16 protein-coding genes are annotated in these 16460 nt (G+C 74.1%); 11 read left to right on the forward strand and 5 right to left on the reverse strand.

The window, feature by feature from the left end:
- Positions 1 to 51: 51 nt before the first annotated feature.
- Entirely contained in the window at positions 52 to 1833 is a 1782-nt protein-coding gene (locus FHX75_RS18830; RefSeq protein WP_154941478.1) for a potassium channel protein, read from the forward strand.
- 140 nt (positions 1834 to 1973) lie between these two features.
- Here the strand turns inward: FHX75_RS18830 and FHX75_RS18835 are convergent, their stop codons facing one another.
- On the reverse strand, positions 1974 to 3209 hold the full coding sequence (locus tag FHX75_RS18835) for an APC family permease (protein ID WP_154941480.1): 1236 nt from the start codon (positions 3207 to 3209) through the stop codon (positions 1974 to 1976).
- A 10-nt stretch (positions 3210 to 3219) separates the two neighbouring features.
- Positions 3220 to 3987, reverse strand: a complete 768-nt coding sequence (locus tag FHX75_RS18840; protein WP_154941482.1) for a phosphatase PAP2 family protein — start codon at positions 3985 to 3987, stop codon at positions 3220 to 3222.
- 111 nt (positions 3988 to 4098) lie between these two features.
- Here FHX75_RS18840 and FHX75_RS18845 point away from each other — a divergent pair, with 111 nt between their 5' ends.
- Positions 4099 to 5310, forward strand: a complete 1212-nt coding sequence (locus tag FHX75_RS18845; protein ID WP_154941484.1) for a DUF4032 domain-containing protein — start codon at positions 4099 to 4101, stop codon at positions 5308 to 5310.
- A 307-nt stretch (positions 5311 to 5617) separates the two neighbouring features.
- Here the strand turns inward: FHX75_RS18845 and nagA are convergent, their stop codons facing one another.
- The 3 genes from nagA to FHX75_RS31270 are packed head-to-tail and all read right to left on the reverse strand — an operon-like array spanning position 5618 to position 8585.
- Complete coding sequence (gene nagA, locus FHX75_RS18850; RefSeq protein ID WP_154941485.1) at positions 5618 to 6727, reverse strand: N-acetylglucosamine-6-phosphate deacetylase; 1110 nt, start codon at positions 6725 to 6727, stop codon at positions 5618 to 5620.
- A gap of 2 nt (positions 6728 to 6729) precedes the next feature.
- Entirely contained in the window at positions 6730 to 7659 is a 930-nt protein-coding gene (locus tag FHX75_RS18855; protein WP_281290817.1) for an ROK family protein, read from the reverse strand.
- On the reverse strand, positions 7656 to 8585 hold the full coding sequence (locus FHX75_RS31270) for an SIS domain-containing protein (RefSeq protein WP_154941487.1): 930 nt from the start codon (positions 8583 to 8585) through the stop codon (positions 7656 to 7658). The genes FHX75_RS18855 and FHX75_RS31270 overlap by 4 nt, the downstream gene beginning before the upstream one ends.
- A 199-nt stretch (positions 8586 to 8784) precedes the next feature.
- Here FHX75_RS31270 and FHX75_RS18865 point away from each other — a divergent pair, with 199 nt between their 5' ends.
- From FHX75_RS18865 to gvpJ, 9 genes are all read left to right on the forward strand, one after another.
- Positions 8785 to 9570 carry a DeoR/GlpR family DNA-binding transcription regulator gene (locus FHX75_RS18865; protein ID WP_154941489.1) on the forward strand — a complete coding sequence of 262 codons (786 nt, stop codon included), beginning with the start codon at positions 8785 to 8787 and terminating at the stop codon, positions 9568 to 9570.
- A gap of 121 nt (positions 9571 to 9691) precedes the next feature.
- Positions 9692 to 10702, forward strand: a complete 1011-nt coding sequence (locus tag FHX75_RS18870) for an ABC transporter ATP-binding protein (RefSeq protein ID WP_154941491.1) — start codon at positions 9692 to 9694, stop codon at positions 10700 to 10702.
- A complete protein-coding gene (locus FHX75_RS18875) occupies positions 10699 to 11721 on the forward strand; it encodes an ABC transporter permease subunit (RefSeq protein ID WP_154941493.1) in 1023 nt (340 codons plus the stop codon). Before FHX75_RS18870 ends, FHX75_RS18875 begins: the two co-directional genes overlap by 4 nt.
- A 136-nt stretch (positions 11722 to 11857) precedes the next feature.
- A complete protein-coding gene (locus FHX75_RS18880; RefSeq protein ID WP_154941495.1) occupies positions 11858 to 12322 on the forward strand; it encodes a DUF3263 domain-containing protein in 465 nt (154 codons plus the stop codon).
- A 219-nt stretch (positions 12323 to 12541) separates the two neighbouring features.
- Positions 12542 to 13441: a hypothetical protein gene (locus FHX75_RS18885; protein ID WP_246158193.1), complete on the forward strand. Its 900-nt coding sequence runs from the start codon at positions 12542 to 12544 to the stop codon at positions 13439 to 13441.
- Between the two features lie 154 nt (positions 13442 to 13595).
- Positions 13596 to 14105 (forward strand): GNAT family N-acetyltransferase, encoded by a 510-nt coding sequence (locus FHX75_RS18890; protein WP_154941497.1) that lies wholly within the window; start codon positions 13596 to 13598, stop codon positions 14103 to 14105.
- Positions 14106 to 14392: 287 nt separating this feature from the next.
- On the forward strand, positions 14393 to 14818 hold the full coding sequence (locus FHX75_RS18895) for a hypothetical protein (RefSeq protein ID WP_154941498.1): 426 nt from the start codon (positions 14393 to 14395) through the stop codon (positions 14816 to 14818).
- Between the two features lie 2 nt (positions 14819 to 14820).
- Positions 14821 to 16029 (forward strand): SRPBCC family protein, encoded by a 1209-nt coding sequence (locus FHX75_RS32000; protein WP_154941500.1) that lies wholly within the window; start codon positions 14821 to 14823, stop codon positions 16027 to 16029.
- Positions 16026 to 16460 carry a gas vesicle protein GvpJ gene (gene gvpJ, locus FHX75_RS32250; protein WP_154941502.1) on the forward strand — a complete coding sequence of 145 codons (435 nt, stop codon included), beginning with the start codon at positions 16026 to 16028 and terminating at the stop codon, positions 16458 to 16460. The genes FHX75_RS32000 and gvpJ overlap by 4 nt, the downstream gene beginning before the upstream one ends.

Here is a 16460-nt window from a genome sequence, read left to right on the forward strand (position 1 = left end):
TCATGATCAGCGGGGCTGCGCCCGGTGCGACCGGCTGACTACGATCCGGTCATGGCGGAACCCCTGCGCGACCGCGCGCGCCGCGCGACCGGCTGGCGGTTACGGGCCAACGGCGAGACGCGGCCGCACTACGTCGTCTGCGGCAACGACCCGCTCGCCTACTGGGTGGTCAAGGCGCTGCTCGCCACCGAGCTGGCGCAGGGCCGGGTCCGCATCACACTCGTCGTGCCCGAGCGCCGTCGCTCCGAGGGGCCGGACGGCCGCGACGTCGACGGCATCCAGGTGGTCCGCGCCGACCGGCTCGACGAGGCCGCCTTCCGCCGGGCCGGCCTGGCCGGCGCGGACGGGTTGGCCCTGCTGCACCAGGACGACGTGGGCAACATGCACGCGGCGCTCTGCGCCCAGGAGGTCGAGCCCCGGCTGCGCCTGGTGGTGCGCATGTTCAACACCAGCCTGGCCAACGGCCTGCGCGAGCTCTTCCCCGACTCGGCGGTGCTCTCCGACGCCTCGATCGCCGCCCCCGCGTTCGTGGCCGCCGCCCTCGGCGAGGTCGCCCCCACCCACTTCCGGCACGCCGGGCGCACCCTCTACGTGGCCCGCCGCGAGGACGTACGCGCCGGCGACGTCGTCTGCGGCCTGGCCGTCACCACGGATCCGGCCCTGGTCCGCGTGCTGCCGGCCGACGAGCCGGCGGCCGACGTGGTGCTCGCCGAGGCGACCGGCCAGCCGGCCGGCACCGAGCTGGCGGCCCGCCGGCTGGTCCGGGCCCGCCGCCGCCGGCAGCCGGTCGCGGTGCTGCTCCGGGCGGTCCGCAGCTTCGCCACCCGCAAGATCGGCATCGCGGTGATGGTGCTGCTCGCGGTGATCGCGGTGCTCGGCTGGCTCAACTCCCGCGCGGTGGACGTGAGCTGGACCGAGGCGCTCTATCTGACCCTGGTCACCACGCTCAGCGGCCAGGACCCGGACGTCAGCAAGCCGGCCGCCGCGCAGATCATGCAGGTGGTGCTCAACCTCGCCGGGCTGGCGCTGATCCCGCTGATCACCGCCGTGGTGGTCGACGGCATCGTCAACGCCCGGCTCGCCCTGCACGCCGGCCGGATCCAGCCGCAGCGCACCGGGCACGTCGTGGTGGTGGGGCTGGGCAACATCGGCACCCGGGTGATGGCCCAGCTGCGCGACTTCGGCGTCGAGGTGGTGGCGATCGACCGGACCGCCGAGGCGCGCGGCGCGGCGCTGGCCCGTCGGCTGGGCGTACCGCTGATCGTCGGGGACGCGGCCCGGGAGGAGACCCTGCGCTCCGCCTCGGTGGAGACCTGCCAGGCGCTGGTGGTCGTCTCCACCGATGACGGGGTCAACCTGCGCGCCGCGCTCAACGCCCGGGCGCTCAACGCCGAACTGCGGGTGGTGCTGCGGCTCTTCGACGGCGACTTCGCCGAGCGGATCCAGCAGGCGTTCGGGATCGGCATCTCGCGCAGCGTGTCGTACCTGGCCGCGCCCGCGTTCGCGGCGGCGCTGCTGGACCGGGCGGTGATCGCCACCATCCCGGTCGACCGGCACGCGCTGCTGGTGGTGGAGGTGCCGGTGGTGGCCGGCGCGCCGCTGGACGGCCGGCCGCTGGCCGCCGTGGCCCGCCCCGGCGAGGTGCGCCTGCTCGCGCACACCCGGGCCGGGCAGCGGACGGACTGGTCCGCCGACCCGCGCATGGTGATCAACTCGGGGGACCGGCTGACCGTGGTCGCCCGGCGGGCCGGGCTGAGCGCTTTGCTGCGCGAGACCACCCCGCTGCCCACCGCGCCGGCCGGCCCGCCCGCCCCCCGCGAACCGGAGGAATGACCTGGCGGTCGGTCGGGCCGCGTCGGTCTGTTGATCGACTCCGTTTGCGGCGGGTCGGGGTGTCCCGCGACCCGGACATCCCGACACGCCGCAAAGCGCGTGGGCCCGGCCCCGGGCGCCGCGCGGGGACGGGCGTGGGGTCAGGGTCTGGGTCGGAGGGCGTACCAGGTGGCGCCGAGGGCGAGCACGCCGAAGCCGGCGAGCACGCTGGCCGGCGGCAGGTTGACCGCGAGCAGCAGGCAGCCGACCAGCCCCGCGACGGCCAGCGCCCGTACCGGCAGCTTCCGGGTCGGGTCCGGGCCGAGCGTCAGCGCCGACGCGTTGGTGATCGCGTAGTAGACCAGCACGGTGCAGCTGGAGAAGCCGATCGCGCCGCGTACGTCGCCGAGCGCGACCACCAGGATCACCACGGCGGCCACCGCCAGCTCCGCCCGGTGCGGCACCCGGTGGACCGGGTGCACCGCGGCCAGCGCGCCGGGCAGGTCGTGCCGGCGAGCCATCGCCAGCAGGGTCCGGCCGACGCCGGCGAGCAGGGAGAGCAGCACCCCGGTCACCGCGACGGTCGCCCCGGCCCGGACCAGCCAGGCCAGGTCGGGCAGCCCGGCGGCGGTCACCACGTCGACCAGGGGCGCGGCGGAGGCGGCCAGCCGGTCGGCCCCGAGCACGCCGACCGCGACCACGGCGAGGAGCAGGTAGACCGCCAGCACCACGCCGAGAGCCAGCGGCACCGCCCGGGGGATGGTCCGCTCCGGGTCGCGTACCTCCTCGCCGAGGGTGGCGATCCGGGCGTACCCGGCGAAGGCGAAGAAGAGCAGCCCGGCCGCGGTGAGCACGCCCCGGACCGAGCCGCCGGCTTCGGTGAGCCGGTCGAGCCGGACGTCGCCGGCCGCCACCCCGGCCACCGCGACCAGGGCCAGCACCGCCAGCACCACGACCACCAGGACCTTCGTCGCGGCGGCGGTCTTGCCGATGCCGCGCAGGTTCACCGCGGTCACCGCGACCACGGCGGCGACGGCGACCAGCCGGGCCTGCCCGGGCCAGAGGTACGCCCCGATGGTCAGCGCCATCGCCGCGCAGCTCGCCGTCTTGCCGACCACGAACCCCCAGCCGGCCAGGAAGCCGGCGAACGGGTTCAGCCGCTCCCGCCCGTAGACGTACGTGCCGCCCGACTCGGGGTAGCGCGCGGCCAGTCGGGCCGAGCTGGTCGCGTTGCAGAAGGCGATGAAGCCGGCCAGCGCCAGGGCGACCAGCAGCCCGGCGCCGCCGGCCGCGGCGGCGGCCGGGGCGAAGACCACGAAGACGCCCGCGCCGAGCATCGACCCCAGCCCGATCACCACCGCGTCGGGTACGCCCAGCCGGCGCCTCAGTCGCTCCACGGGCTGCAGGCTAGGTGATCGAGGTGAACGGACGGTCCCAGGCGCATAACCGGCCGGGGAGGGGCAGGCGGTCCCAGGGCACCCGGTGCAGCAGCCGGTCCAGCAGCAGCCCGAGCAGCAGCCCGGCCACCGAGTCGGTCAGCCAGTGCCAGCCCAGGTAGGTGGTGGTGGTCAGCACCACCAGCGGCGGCACCACCCGGACGACCGTGACCAGCCAGGTCGGCAGTTGCCGGCCGAAGCTGCGCAGCAGCGGCGCGACCAGCAGCGCCAGCATGCCGTACCAGACGATCGCGTTGGCGACGTGGCCCGACGGGTAGGACTGCGCGTAGCTGACCGGCAGGTCGTGCTGGAACAGCGGCAGGGTCTGCTCGGGCGGCAGGAAGGGCTCCTTGATGCTCGCGCTGGGGGCGGGGCGGGCGGTCCACACCTTGAGTGGCCCGATCGTCAGGTAGGTCAGCGCGAAGGCGGCCACCGGGGGCAGCACCGGGCGGACCGAACGCAGCCGGACCGCCAGCAGAACGCCCAACCCGGCGGCGAGGAGCGTCAACGGGGTGCCCTGGCCGAGGAAGTTGAACACCCGGGCCACCCAGTACGCCGCCGCCGGCCGGTGCTCCCCGGCCCAGTCGGCCACCGCCCGGTCGATGCCGAAGAAGTGGTCGGTGGCGAGCGCCACGGTCAGCCCGACCAGCCCGGCCAGCAGCAGGGCGTCCCACCACCAGCCGGCGGGGCGTACCCGCGGTGGTCGGGACGCGCCGCGTACCGTCGTGGTCTCCCGCACGCGATCACGCTACCGGCCGCGGGCGGCGGCCGGCCGGCGCGGGCCGTGGCGGCTGTGTGCCGAGCCACGAAGGGAAGCGTTGGGCGGGGGGCACCCTTCACACTTGTCCCCGTGCGGATCACCTCGGCCCTCGTCGACCCGGCGCTGCTCGACCTTCCCTGGTCGACGCCGCTGGAGCAGTGGCCTGCCAAGCACCTGGTGGCGCTGCCCCAGGGCATCTCCCGGCACATCGTCCGGTTCGTCCGGCTCGGCGACTACGTGTACGCGTTCAAGGAGACTCGCGAGCGGATCGCCGAACGGGAGTATGACCTGCTCCGGGCCCTGGAGCGGATCGACTTCCCGTCGGTCGAGGCGGTGGCGATCGTCGCCGACCGGCAGACCGAGGACGGGGAACCCCTCGAGTCGGTGCTGATCACCCGGCACCTGCAGTTCTCGCTGCCCTACCGGGCGCTCTTCTCGCACACCCTGCGCCCGGAGACGATGAGCCGGCTGCTCGACGCGCTCGCCGCCCTGATCGTCCGGATGCACCTGACCGGCTTCTTCTGGGGCGACTGCTCGCTGTCGAACACGCTGTTCCGCCGGGACGCCGGGGCGTTCGCCGCCTACCTGGTCGACGCCGAGACCGGCGCCCTGCACAGCTCCCTCTCCAACGGCCAGCGCGGCGAGGACCTGGAGATCGCCCGGGTCAACATCTTCGGCGAGGCGTTGGACCTCCAGGCTGCCGGGCTGCTGCACGAGTCGATCGACCCGGAAGTGGTCTGCGAGGAGGTCGTGCAGCGCTACGAGCGACTCTGGCACGAGATCACCTACGAGCAGCAGGTCGAGCGGGAGGCCCGGCACGACATCGAGGGGCGGATCCGCCGCCTCAACGAGTTGGGCTTCGACGTGGCCGAGGTGGCCATGTCCACCGCCGACAACGGCCGGTACCTGGTCCGCCCGAAGGTGGTCGACGCCGGCTACCACACCCGGCGGCTGCTCCGGCTGACCGGCCTGGACGCCGAGGAGAACCAGGCCCGGCGGCTGCTCAACGACCTGGACGCCTACCGGATGGAGAGCGACCTGACCGACGAGCAGCAGGCGGCGCACCGCTGGCTGACCGAGGTCTTCGAGCCGGTGGTCCGGGCGGTGCCGGCGCACCTGCGCCGCAAGCTGGAGCCGCAGGAGCTGTTCGCGCAGATCATCGAGCACAAGTGGCTGCTCTCCGAGCAGGCCGGGCGGGACGTGGGCATGGGCCCGGCGGTGCAGTCGTACCTGGCCGACGTGCTGGTGCACCGTCCGGACGAGCAGGCGGTGCTGGGCGTCGAGGTCCCCACCGCGGGCTGACGCCCACGGCCCATGCCCGCCCGGTTCGATTCGCGCCCGGCGGCCGTTCCGTGGCTGCTCCGTGGCGTCGGCTCGACCCGGGCGGCGTGTGTGGTGCCGCGTCCTTTGGAGCTGATGTCGTAAACGATTCGCGCCGGCGGCCCGGCCGCATCTGTCCACTGCGTCTCGCCGGTGTGGCGGTGTCCGGGGCCGGGGGGATGGCGCCACCTCGGCGAAACGGAGTGAATCACGGACCGATGACCGGTGATTCGTCTACGACATCAGCTCCAGAGGGAGTCGACGGGGTGTGCCGCTCCCACGGAGGGGCTCACTCCAGCCAGGAGCCGCCGCGCATCACCCGGACCACGTTCAGCTCGTCGTCGAGCACCACGAGGTCGGCGCGGAGTCCGACCTGGAGCGCGCCGAGCCGGTCGCCGAGGCCGATCGCGCGGGCCGGCGTGGTGGCCACCATGCGGACCGCGTCGGCGATCGGGATGCCGGCGTCCACGGCGTGCCGCAGCGCGGCGTCCATGGTCAGGGTGCTGCCGGCGATCGCGCCGTCGCGGGCGAGCCGGGCCACCCCGTCGGCCACGGTGACCGCCTGGCCGCCCAGCTCGTACTCGCCGTCGGGCATCCCGGCCGCGGCCATCGCGTCGGTGATCAGCGCGGCCCGCTCCGCGCCGGCGGTCGCGGTGGCGAAGGTGAGGATCCCGTCGTGCAGGTGCACGCCGTCGGCGACCAGCTCGCAGACCACGTTCGGGGCGTCCAGCAGGGCGACGATCGGGCCGGGCTCGCGGTGGTGCAGCGGCCGCATGCCGTTGAACAGGTGGGTGGCGACGCTCGCGCCCGCCGCCACGGCGGCCCGGGTCTCGTCGTACGTGGCGTCGGTGTGGCCCACCGCGGCGACCACGGCGTGCGAGGTGAGCAGCTTGACCGCGTCCAGCGCGCCGGCCCGCTCCGGGGCCAGCGTCACCATCCGCACCGCGCCGGCGCCCAGCTCGATCAGCTCGGCCAGCTCGTCGGTGGAGGGGTCGCGCAGGTACTCCGGGTTCTGCGCGCCGCACCGGGTCGCCGACAGGTACGGCCCCTCGAAGTGGACGCCGGCGAGCACCCCCTCGCTAACCAGCGGGGCGAACGCGGCGGTCGCGTCCCGCATCAGCTCGAACGGGGAGCTGACCAGGCTGGCCAGCAGGGTGGTGGTGCCGTGCCGCAGGTGGAAGGCGGCCGCCGCGCGGGCGGCGTCGGCGTCGCCGGTGGTGAAGGTGTGCCCGCCGCCGCCGTGGGTGTGCATGTCCACGAACCCGGGCACGATCCAGTGCCCGTCGCGCTTCGCCGGGTACTCGGCGACCGCGGTGATCCGGTCGCCGTTGATCTCCACACACCCCTGCCGGATCACACCGGTCGGGGTCACCACCTTGCCGTTCACCCGCAGGGCCATCACTACTCCAGTCTGTCGAGGGCGAGCAGGGCGGCGCCGAGGCAGCCGGCCTCGTCGCCGAGGGCCGCCGCGACCAGGCGCGGCTCCCGGTGGAAGGTCATCCGTTCCCGCAGCGCCGCCCGCAGCGGGTCGAACAGCCGCGCGCCGGCCCGGGCCAGCCCGCCGCCGATCACCATGGTCTCCACGTCGTAGAGCGCCTGGGCGGTGGCGAGCCCGTCGGCGAGCGCTTCGACGGCCTCCCGCCAGACCTGCCCGGCCAGCTCGTCACCGGCCGCCGCGCGGTCGGCCACCTCGGCGGCGGTCAGCGGGGTGCCGGCCAGCTCGGTGTACCGGCGGCCGACGGCCGAGGCCGAGGCGATCGCCTCCAGGCAGCCGGGCCGCCCGCAGCCGCAGCGCGGTCCGTCGGGGCGTACCTGGATGTGGCCCAGCTCGCCGGCGGCGCCGTGCGCCCCGGCGGCGGCCGAACCGCCGACCACGTGGGCGGCCGCGATGCCGGTGCCGACGGCGACGAAGAGGACGTGGCCGACGCCCCGGCCGGCGCCGAGCCGGCTCTCGGCGAGGCCACCGACGCGCACGTCGTGGCCGAGCGCCGTGGGCAGTCCGAGCCGCGTGGCGGCCAGCTCCCGCAGGGGTACGTCCCGGAAGCCGATGTTGGACGACCAGACCGCCACCCCGGCGGCCTCGTCCACCAGCCCCGGCACCCCGATGCCGCAGGCGATCGGGGTGAGGCCGTCGGCGCGGGCCTTGCCGGCCAGCCCTTCCGCCACCTCCAGGATGGTGTCGACCACGGCGGCGGGGCCGCGCTCGGCGCCGGTGGGGTGCCGTTCGGCGTGCACCACGGCGCCGTCCGGGCGGACCAGCGCGCACTTCATCCCGGTGCCGCCGACGTCCAGTGCGACGACGACCGGGACACCGTCGGGGGCGTCGGTCACGCGAGGACCACGGAGCGGCTCAGGTGCCGGGGCGCGTCCGGGTCGAGGCCGCGGCTGGTGGCCAGGGCGACCGCGAAGCGCTGGGCCAGGATCAGGTCGGCCATCGGGTCGACCGGGGTACGCCCCGCCGCCCAGCTGCCCAGCACGGTGCGGCAGCCGTGGTGGCGGCTGTGCACGAACGCCGCGCCGGTGGCCGCCACGTCCTCGGGCAGCCCCTCGGGCAGCTCGCCGAACGCCCAGACCAGCCGGCCGGGTGCGGCGATCGAGATCGGGCCGTGCCGGTAGTCCATCGCCGGGTACGCCTCGGCCCAGAAGGTGGCCGCCTCCCGGCACTTCAGCGCGGCCTCCTGGGCCAGCCCGACCGTCCAGCCACGGCCGAGGAAGGTGGCCTGCTCGATGCGGGCCGGGTCGATCGGCAGCGGGGCCCGGACGGTCACCTCGGCGTCGGCGGCGAGCGCCTCGACGTTGTCGCCGAGGTGGGCGCGGAGCAGCGCCAGGGCGGTGGTTGCGAAGCGGGTCTGCACCACCGACCGCTCGTCGGCGAAGGGCATGGTCACCGCCGCGTCGGCCAGCCCGGTGGCGGGCGAGGCGGGGTCTCCGACGAGGACCGTGGTGGGGGTCTGCCCGCGCAGCGCGGCGAGCAGGTCGAGCACCTCGGTGGTGGTGCCGGAGCGGGTGATCGCGATCAGCCGGTCGTAGCGGCGGCCGGTGGGGAACTCGCTGGCCTGGAAGGCGTCGGTCTCGCCGTGGCCGGCGCGCTCGCGCAGCCCGGCGTACGCCGACGCCATGAACCAGGAGGTGCCGCACCCGACGACGGCGACCCGCTCGCCGGGGCGCGGCAGGTCGGCGGCGACGGTGCCGGCGAGCTGTGCCGCCTCCCGCCAGCAGTCGGGCTGGCTCGCGATCTCCGCGTCGACGTACGCCATGAGAACTCCTCGCACAGGGCGGCGGTGCGCAATACGGCTCATTACAGCCGTCTTTCGCGCGTCATTCTGCGCGAACCCGGGTGGCCGTGGCAACCAGCTCCCAGATCGCGCAGGTGGTGGTTTTGCGCCCTCGTAGTTTCGCGCACTACTGTGCACGCAATCAATCACCGTTCGTGCAGAGTCAACGGAGGCCCCCGCGGTGGACCGGTACGCCAGATGGAACGCTCTGCTCGAAATGCTGACCGACAGTGGTCGGGTCAGCGTCGAGGAGGCGGCCGAGCGGCTGGACGTCTCGCAGGCCACCATCCGCCGTGACTTCGACCAGCTCGCCCAGCAGCAGATGATCACCCGGACCCGGGGCGGCGCGGTCGCCAACGGCGTCTCGTACGACCTGCCGCTGCGCTACAAGACCGCGAAGCACTCCGCCGAGAAGCAGCGGATCGGGGCGGCCGCCGCCGCCCTGGTCTCCCCGGGCACCGTGGTCGGCCTCAACGGCGGCACCACCAGCACCGAGGTCGCCCGCGCCCTGGCCGTCCGCCCCGACCTGAACACCAGCGCCGAGGGCGCCCAGCTGACCGTGGTGACCAACGCTCTGAACATCGCCAACGAGCTGCTGGTCCGCTCCCGGATGAAGGTCGTGGTCGCCGGCGGGGTGGTGCGCCCGAAGTCGTTCGAGCTGGTCGGCCCGCTGGGCGGCGCGCTGCTGCGCGAGGTCACCCTGGACGTCGCCCTGCTCGGCGTGGACGCCGTCGACCCGCAGCTCGGCGCCGCCGCCCACCACGAGGGCGAGGCGGCGATGAACAACCTGATGGTGGCCCGGGCCAAGCGCGTCGTGATCATCGCGGACTCGTCCAAGCTCGGCGGGCACGCCTTCGCCCGCATCTGCCCGGTGGACCGGGTGGAGACGCTGGTGACCGACTCGGGTGCGTCGGTCGACGTGGTGGAGGCGTTCCGCGCCGCCGGGGTCAACGTCATCTGCGCCTGAGTGGCTCGTTGATACACGGTCGGTAGCGACTCGACGCCCCGATGCATACCGGGTATTGCCCTCCGGAGCATACCGAGTATGGTGACCGCTGTCATAAGCCAACCATCGGGGGAGGCGCAGCTTGTCGGCTGTCCTGGAGATCGAAGGTCTACGTAAGACGTACAAGAGCCGCCGGCGGGGCACCCGCAACGCGCTGGACGGCTTCGACATGCGGGTCGAGGCGGGCCAGGTGCACGGCTTCCTCGGCCCCAACGGGTCGGGCAAGACCACCACCCTGCGGACCCTGCTCGGCCTCATCCGGCCCGACGGCGGCCGGATGACCATCCTCGGGCACGAGGTGCCCGCGGCGCTGCCCACCGTGGCCGGTCAGGTCGGCGCGATCGTCGAGAGCCCGCAGTTCTTCCCGCACTTCACCGCGCGCGACACCCTGTCGCTGCTCGCCGGTGCAGGCGAGGTGCCGGTCAACCGGGTCGACGAGGTGCTGGAGCTGGTCGGCCTGCGCGACCGGGCCGGTGAGCGGGTCAGGACGTACTCGCTCGGCATGAAGCAGCGGCTCGCGGTCGCCTCGGCCCTGCTCAAGAACCCGAAGCTGCTGATCCTCGACGAGCCGGCCAACGGCCTCGACCCCGGCGGCATCCGGGAGATGCGCACCCTGATGCGCACCCTCGCCGAATCCGGGATGACCGTGGTGCTCTCCAGCCACATCCTCGGCGAGATCCAGCTCATCTGCGACTCCGTCACCATCATCTCGCTGGGCCGGCGGGTCGCCTTCGGCCCGGTCGACCAGGTGCTCGCCGCGCACTCCCACGGCGGGGTCCGGGTCCGGCTGGAGGCGGCCGAGGACCTCGCCGCCGCCGCCGACCTGCTGGACCGCTCCGGCGTGTCGGTGACCCGGCACCCCGACCACCTGATGCTGGCCGGCGTGGACAAGCCCGCCTCGGTCAGCCGGCTCCTCGCCGAGCAGCACCTGTACGTCAGCGAACTGGCCCCGGTCGCGGTGGACCTGGAGAGCGTCTTCCTGGAGCTGACCGCGACCGCGCCGGTGCCCGGTCAGCACCGCCAAGTCGACCAGTCCACGAAGGTCGGTGGGTCGGAGCAGGCCGGCGCCACCGGAGGAGGTTGGGGAGCATGAGTCTCTACCGTACGGAGCTGCGCCGGCTGACCAAGCGGCGCTTCACCCGCTGGATGACCCTCGCCGGGGTGCTGGTGCTGCTGGCGGTGCTCGCCGGCGTCTTCCTGACCAACCACAAGATCGGTCCCGCCGAGCGGGCCCGCGCCGAGCGCCAGGCCGAGCAGCAGTACCAGGAGCAGGTCCGCTGGGCCGAGCAGGAGAAGGCGGCCTGCGTGCAGGCCCAGGCGGCGGGCACGCCCAACAAGGAGGGTCGGTTCCCGCCGGACTGCGAGATGATCAGCCCGCCACCGCGGGACGCGTTCCAGGCGCAGTGGTTCCTGCCGTCCACCTTCGACTTCCGCAAGACCTTCGACGAGACGCTGGTGCCCTTCACCGCGATCCTGGCGCTGGTCGGGTTCGTCGTCGGCGCCTCCTTCGTCGGGGCCGAGTGGAGCACCGGCGGGATGATGAACCTGCTGCTGTGGCGGCCGAAGCGGCTCACCGTACTGCTCACCAAGCTGGCGGCGCTGCTGACCGGCCTGCTCACCCTGGCCCTGACCTCGGCGGTGGTCTGGACCGTCGGGTTCTGGCTGGTCGGCACCTTCCGCGGCACCACCGCGAAGACGACGTCCGGGGCGTGGCAGTCCTTCGCGCTCACCGGGCTGCGGGGGCTGCTGCTGGTGCTGACCGCCGCGACGATCGGCTTCGCGCTGGCGTCGCTGGGTCGGCACACCGCGATGGCGCTCGGCGGCGCGATCGCGCTCGCCGTGGTGGGCCAGTTCGGCGTCGGGATCCTGCTCAGCATGGCCAACGTGACGTTCGTGGAGGCGTGGCTGCTGCCCACCTACGCGCTGGCCTGGATGCAGAAGAAGGTGACCCTGGAGAACTGGGACTCCTGCAACAACGTCTCGTACTCGGGGGAGTGCAAGCCGGAGACCCTCGACATCACCTGGCAGCACTCGTCCACCCTGCTGATCGGCGGGTTGGTCGTGCTGCTCGGCGCGGCCCTCTGGGCGATGCGGCGGCGCGACATCTCCTGACCCGCCGGCCGGGTCCCGCGCCACCGCGCGGGGCCCGGCGCGCGTCGGGTGCGTCGGACAGCGGCCCTGGTTACGCTGGGGTCCCCCCGGTCGGCGTTCGGAGTCGCCGGCCGTCCGCGCTGTGTGAGGAGCGATCATGCCCGCCGACGCGTCCGCGGCCGCCAGCGACCGGCCGGAGCCGTCCGGGCAGGCCGTCACCGACCAGCGGCCCGGGGCCGTCGTCCCCCCGCCGCGCAGCGCGCCGCCGGTTGAGGACGCCCCGGAGCCCGTCGACGCCGCTGCCGTCCTCGCCGCCATGGCGGACGACGCGCCGGAGGTCGAGGGGCCGTCGGCCGAACCGGTGCCCGCGCAGCGCGGACCGGGCACGGCGGACACCCTCACCGAGCGGGAGCAGCGGATTCTCGCCTTCGAACAGCAGTGGTGGAAGCACGCCGGGGCCAAGGAACAGGCCATCCGGGACACTTTCGGCCTCTCCGCCACCCGCTACTACCAACTGCTCAACGCCCTGCTGGACCGGCCCGCCGCGCTCGCCGCCGAGCCGGTGCTGGTCGGGCGGCTGCGCCGGCTGCGCTCCTCGCGGGCCCGCAACCGCCGGCGCTGACCACTTCCGTCCGTGTGCAGGCCGTTGCAGGTGGGGCCGGGTAGCTCGGTGCCCATCCGGTGTGCTGTTGCCCCGGCAGCGCTGCGCGGGGTGCTGACGCTACGGTGCGTGACCGGCGCGTACCGGCGGGTTCGTCCGAATGCCGGCGGCGCCGGGGGCGGGCATGGCGTGGGCCGGGCCGGGTAGCCGGGCTCGGACGACGGCGAGGGGAGCGGGCTGATGGTGGGACCGGAGGCGCGGCACCCGGCGGGGCACACGGTGCGGACCGTCGGCGAGGCGTACGCGATGCGGGTGCGGTCCGCCTCGGTGGCGGCGCCCGGCCGCCCGGAGAACGAGGACGTGGTGTTCCGGTTCGGTCCGCTGGTGGGCGTCCTCGACGGGGCGACCGTGCCGGAGGGCTTCGACACCGGCTGCATGCACGGGCCCGCGTGGTTCGTCCGCCACCTGGCCGCCCGGATCGGGCTGGCCGTCGCCGCCCGGCCGGCGGCGACCCTGGTGAGCAGCCTCGCCGCGGCACTGCTGGCGGTGCGCGCCGACCACGGGGACGCCTGCGACCTGGACCATCCGGGCACCCCGTCGGCGACGGTCTGCCTGCTCCGGGAGGGCGGCGACGAGATCGACTACCTGGTGCTCTGCGACAGCCCACTGGTCCTCGACGTCGGCGGCCGGGTCGAGGTGATCTCCGACGACCGGCTGGACGACGCGCTGGCCGACCTGCGCCGGATCGCGGCAGGACTGCCGGCCGGGGAGGTCGACGCGGAAACCCGGTTCCGGCAGGCGGTGCAGGTGCAGCGGGAGCGGATGAACCGCACCCACGGCTACTGGGTGGCCGCGACGGACCCGGACGCCGCGTACCACGCGGTCACCGGAACCCTGCCGCTGCGCGGGTCGGACGCGGTCCGCCGGGCGGTGCTGCTCTCCGACGGCGCCTCCAGTGCCGTGGAGCAGTTCGGCCTGTTCGACTGGGCCGGACTGCTCGACCTGGTGACCGCGCAGGGGCCCGGCGCGCTCATCGACCAGGTACGCGCCGCGGAGCGCGACCATCCCGATCGGCTGCGCCGGCACAAGCGCGCCGACGACGCCTCGGCGGTGCTCTGCGAGTTCCCGTCCCGAGCCTGAGCCCGCGACCCGGCCGGTGCCGGCTCTCGCCGCCGACAGCGGAGCGTGACGCGGAACACCCCGATGGGACGACCGGCCGGTACCTGCGACCAGAGGGCCATTCGCGGCCCAAAGGGCTGGACGACCGGCGGCGGTGCCGGCAGACTGCGGCACTGTGACGGGTGCGGTACGACTGGAGCCACTGGACGAGCGGAACCTGGAGCCGTTGCTCTCCGTAGCGGTGGCCGAGGCGGAGCCGGGTGACGTGATGCCCCCGGTCGAGGCGCCCGCCGGCTGGTCGCTGGCCCGTCGGGAGGCGTTCCGGGAGTTCCACCGGGCCAACTTCGCCGGGCTCGACGGTCCCACCCGCACCCGCATGTACGCGATCCTCGCCGGTGGCGAGGTGGTCGGCATGGTGCGGATGAGCCGCTGCGAGGAGCCCGGCGTGGTGGAGACCGGGATGTGGCTGGGGCGTTCGGCGCGCGGCCAGGGCCTCGGCGTCGGCGCCCTGCGCGAGTTGCTCAACGAGGCCGCCGCGGCCGGCATGCACGCCGTGGTCGCGGACACCACCCGGGACAACATGGGGGCCGTCCAGGTGCTGAAGAAATGCGGCGCAAAACTGATCGAAAATGGCGACAAGGTCCACGCCGAAATCTGCCTCGACGCCACCCCGCCGGCATTCTGACAATTCTTCGCGAGGTTTGATCCATCTCGCGTCCTTCCTGGTTGACGCGCTCTGACTGCCCGGTTTGCGGCCTTGGTCGCCGCCTGGACGACTCCTTCCCGCTCCTCCCTGTAATGCGAGCGGGAATTGCCGAAAATGTTTTGCGTAGGGGCGGGCGGGTACTGCCGGCCGGGTCCGTAACAACGGGACGTCCCGACGCAGGACCGCCGTGCGCAATTCCCCGGTGCTGGTTTCCGGCCCTCGGTGGAATCGGGTCGTCCCGACCACCGGGGAGTGAAGGAGAACCGATGAAGAGCGGAATGCGGGTCGGCCTCGCGGTCGGCCTCGGATACGTCCTCGGCCGGCGGAAGAAGCTGCGTACCGCCCTCACCCTGGCCGCCGCCGTCGCCGCGGGGCGGGCCAGCCGTGATCCCCACCTGCTCAAGCGCGGCACTGACCTGTTGACCTCGTCCCCCCACCTGTCGGGCCTCGGCAAGCTGGGCAGCCCGCTCGCCTCGGCCGGCAAGGCCGCCGCGGGCGCGGCCGCCGGCAGTGGCATCGACGCCATCAGCGGCAAGCTGCGCGGTAGCGCGGACGCCCTGCGCCGCAGGTCCGGCGGAGGCGGGGGCGACGACGGGCAGCGGTCCGCGCCCGACGAGGAGCAGGAGCTGGGCGACCAGCCGCAGCCGGGTGAGGGCGGCGCCGACCCGGCGACGCCGAAGCGGGGGCGGTGACCATGGCGGCCAACGATCCCGGCGCCCTGGCCAACCGGGCGAAGGAGCAGCTCGGCGCCGACCTGCGGGACCTGGCGTCCGCGATCGGCGAGCGGGCCGTCTCGGTGGTCACCGAGCGGATCACCGGCGCCACCGGCCGACTCAGCGAGTACGCGAAGCAGGGCGGTGGCCCCGGCCTGATCGCCGCCGCCACCGGCGCGCAGCAGCTCGCCGAGGGCAAATCCCCCATGAAGGCCATGTTCCGGGCCGGCCTGGCCGGCGGTAAGGAGAAGGTGATGTCGGCGTTCGGTCGTGGCGGCGGCAAGGGTGGCAAGGGCGGCAAGAAGCTCAAGGTCACCAACATCGTCGAGACGATCGAGGTCGGCGTGCCGGTCCGGGTCGCGTACAACCAGTGGACCCAGTTCGGCGACTTCCCCAGCTTCATGAAGAAGGTCGAGCAGGCGGAGAACGACTCCGACGAGAAGATGACCTGGAAGGCGCAGGTCTTCTGGTCGCACCGGAGCTGGGAGTCGACCATCGTCCGGCAGATCCCGGACCGGCTCATCCACTGGCGGTCCAAGGGTGAGAAGGGTTCGGTGGACGGCACCGTCAGCTTCCACGAGCTGACCCCCGACCTGACCCGCATCCTGGTGGTCCTGGAGTACCACCCGCAGGGGCTCTTCGAGCACACCGGCAATCTCTGGCGCGCCCAGGGCCGACGGGTCCGGCTGGAGCTGAAGCACTTCGTCCGGCACGTGATGACCAACACCGTGCTCGACCCGGACTCCGTCCAGGGCTGGCGGGGCGAGATCGAGGACTCCCAGGTGGTCAAGGACCACGAGACCGCGCTGCGCGAGGAGCAGGAAGCCCGCGAGGAGCAGGAGCAGCGGGGCCGGGCCGAGGAGGCCGAGGAGCAGCCGGAGGAGCCCGAGGAGGAGCGCGAGGAGCGCCGGCCCGCCGAGCGCGGCCGCCGTCGACCGCCGGAGCGCCGCCGGCCCCCGGCGGACGAGTACGACGAGTACGACGAGGGCGAGGACTACGACGAGGGGTACGACGAGGCGGAACTCGAGGAGGAGCCGCCGCCCCCGCCGCCGCGCCGGCGACCCGAACGGGCCCGCCGACCCCAGCCTCCGCGCGAGGAGCCGGAGCGCCCGCGCCCGGCGGCCCGACGTGCCCCGGAGGCCCCGCGTCGCCCGGTGGTCCGCCGCCGGCGTGAGGAGCGTGGCGAATGACGATCGCGACGACGACCGGCGCCCAGGGCGGTAGCGCCCTGGAACGCGGCGGAGGCGGTGGTGCCGGGGGCACCCTCGCCGACGTGGTGGAGACGGTGCTGGACAAGGGCGTGGTGATCGACGCCCAGGTCTCGGTCGCCGTGGTCGGCATCCAGTTGTTGGAGATCAACGCCCGGATCGTGATCGCCAGCGTGGAGACGTACCTGCGGTTCGCCGAGGCGGTCGACCGGCTGAGCATCACCCCCAAGAACCAGAAGGGGCTGCCCGACCTGGTGGGGGACGCCGCCGGGGCGGCGACCAAGGGCAAGGCCATCTCCGGCCTGGGCAAGGCGGCCCAGGAGATCAGCGGCGCGGTGGCGGACTCGCTGAGCGACCGCGGCCGGGACCGGGAGCGGGAGCGGCCACGCCGACGCCGGGACGAGGAGCGGTGA

It is taken from the genome of Micromonospora palomenae, assembly GCF_007829925.1.
Taxonomy (GTDB): Bacteria; Actinomycetota; Actinomycetes; order Mycobacteriales; family Micromonosporaceae; genus Micromonospora; species Micromonospora purpureochromogenes.

Coding starts and splice junctions, on each gene's coding strand:
- FHX75_RS18830 (WP_154941478.1), top strand. CDS start 52: ATGGCGGAACCCCTGCGCGACCGCGCGCGCCGCGCGACCGGCTGGCGG.
- nagA (WP_154941485.1), bottom strand. CDS start 6,727: ATGGCCCTGCGGGTGAACGGCAAGGTGGTGACCCCGACCGGTGTGATC.
- FHX75_RS31270 (WP_154941487.1), bottom strand. CDS start 8,585: ATGGCGTACGTCGACGCGGAGATCGCGAGCCAGCCCGACTGCTGGCGG.
- FHX75_RS18875 (WP_154941493.1), top strand. CDS start 10,699: ATGAGTCTCTACCGTACGGAGCTGCGCCGGCTGACCAAGCGGCGCTTC.
- FHX75_RS18880 (WP_154941495.1), top strand. CDS start 11,858: ATGCCCGCCGACGCGTCCGCGGCCGCCAGCGACCGGCCGGAGCCGTCC.
- FHX75_RS18885 (WP_246158193.1), top strand. CDS start 12,542: ATGGTGGGACCGGAGGCGCGGCACCCGGCGGGGCACACGGTGCGGACC.
- FHX75_RS18895 (WP_154941498.1), top strand. CDS start 14,393: ATGAAGAGCGGAATGCGGGTCGGCCTCGCGGTCGGCCTCGGATACGTC.
- FHX75_RS32000 (WP_154941500.1), top strand. CDS start 14,821: ATGGCGGCCAACGATCCCGGCGCCCTGGCCAACCGGGCGAAGGAGCAG.
- gvpJ (WP_154941502.1), top strand. CDS start 16,026: ATGACGATCGCGACGACGACCGGCGCCCAGGGCGGTAGCGCCCTGGAA.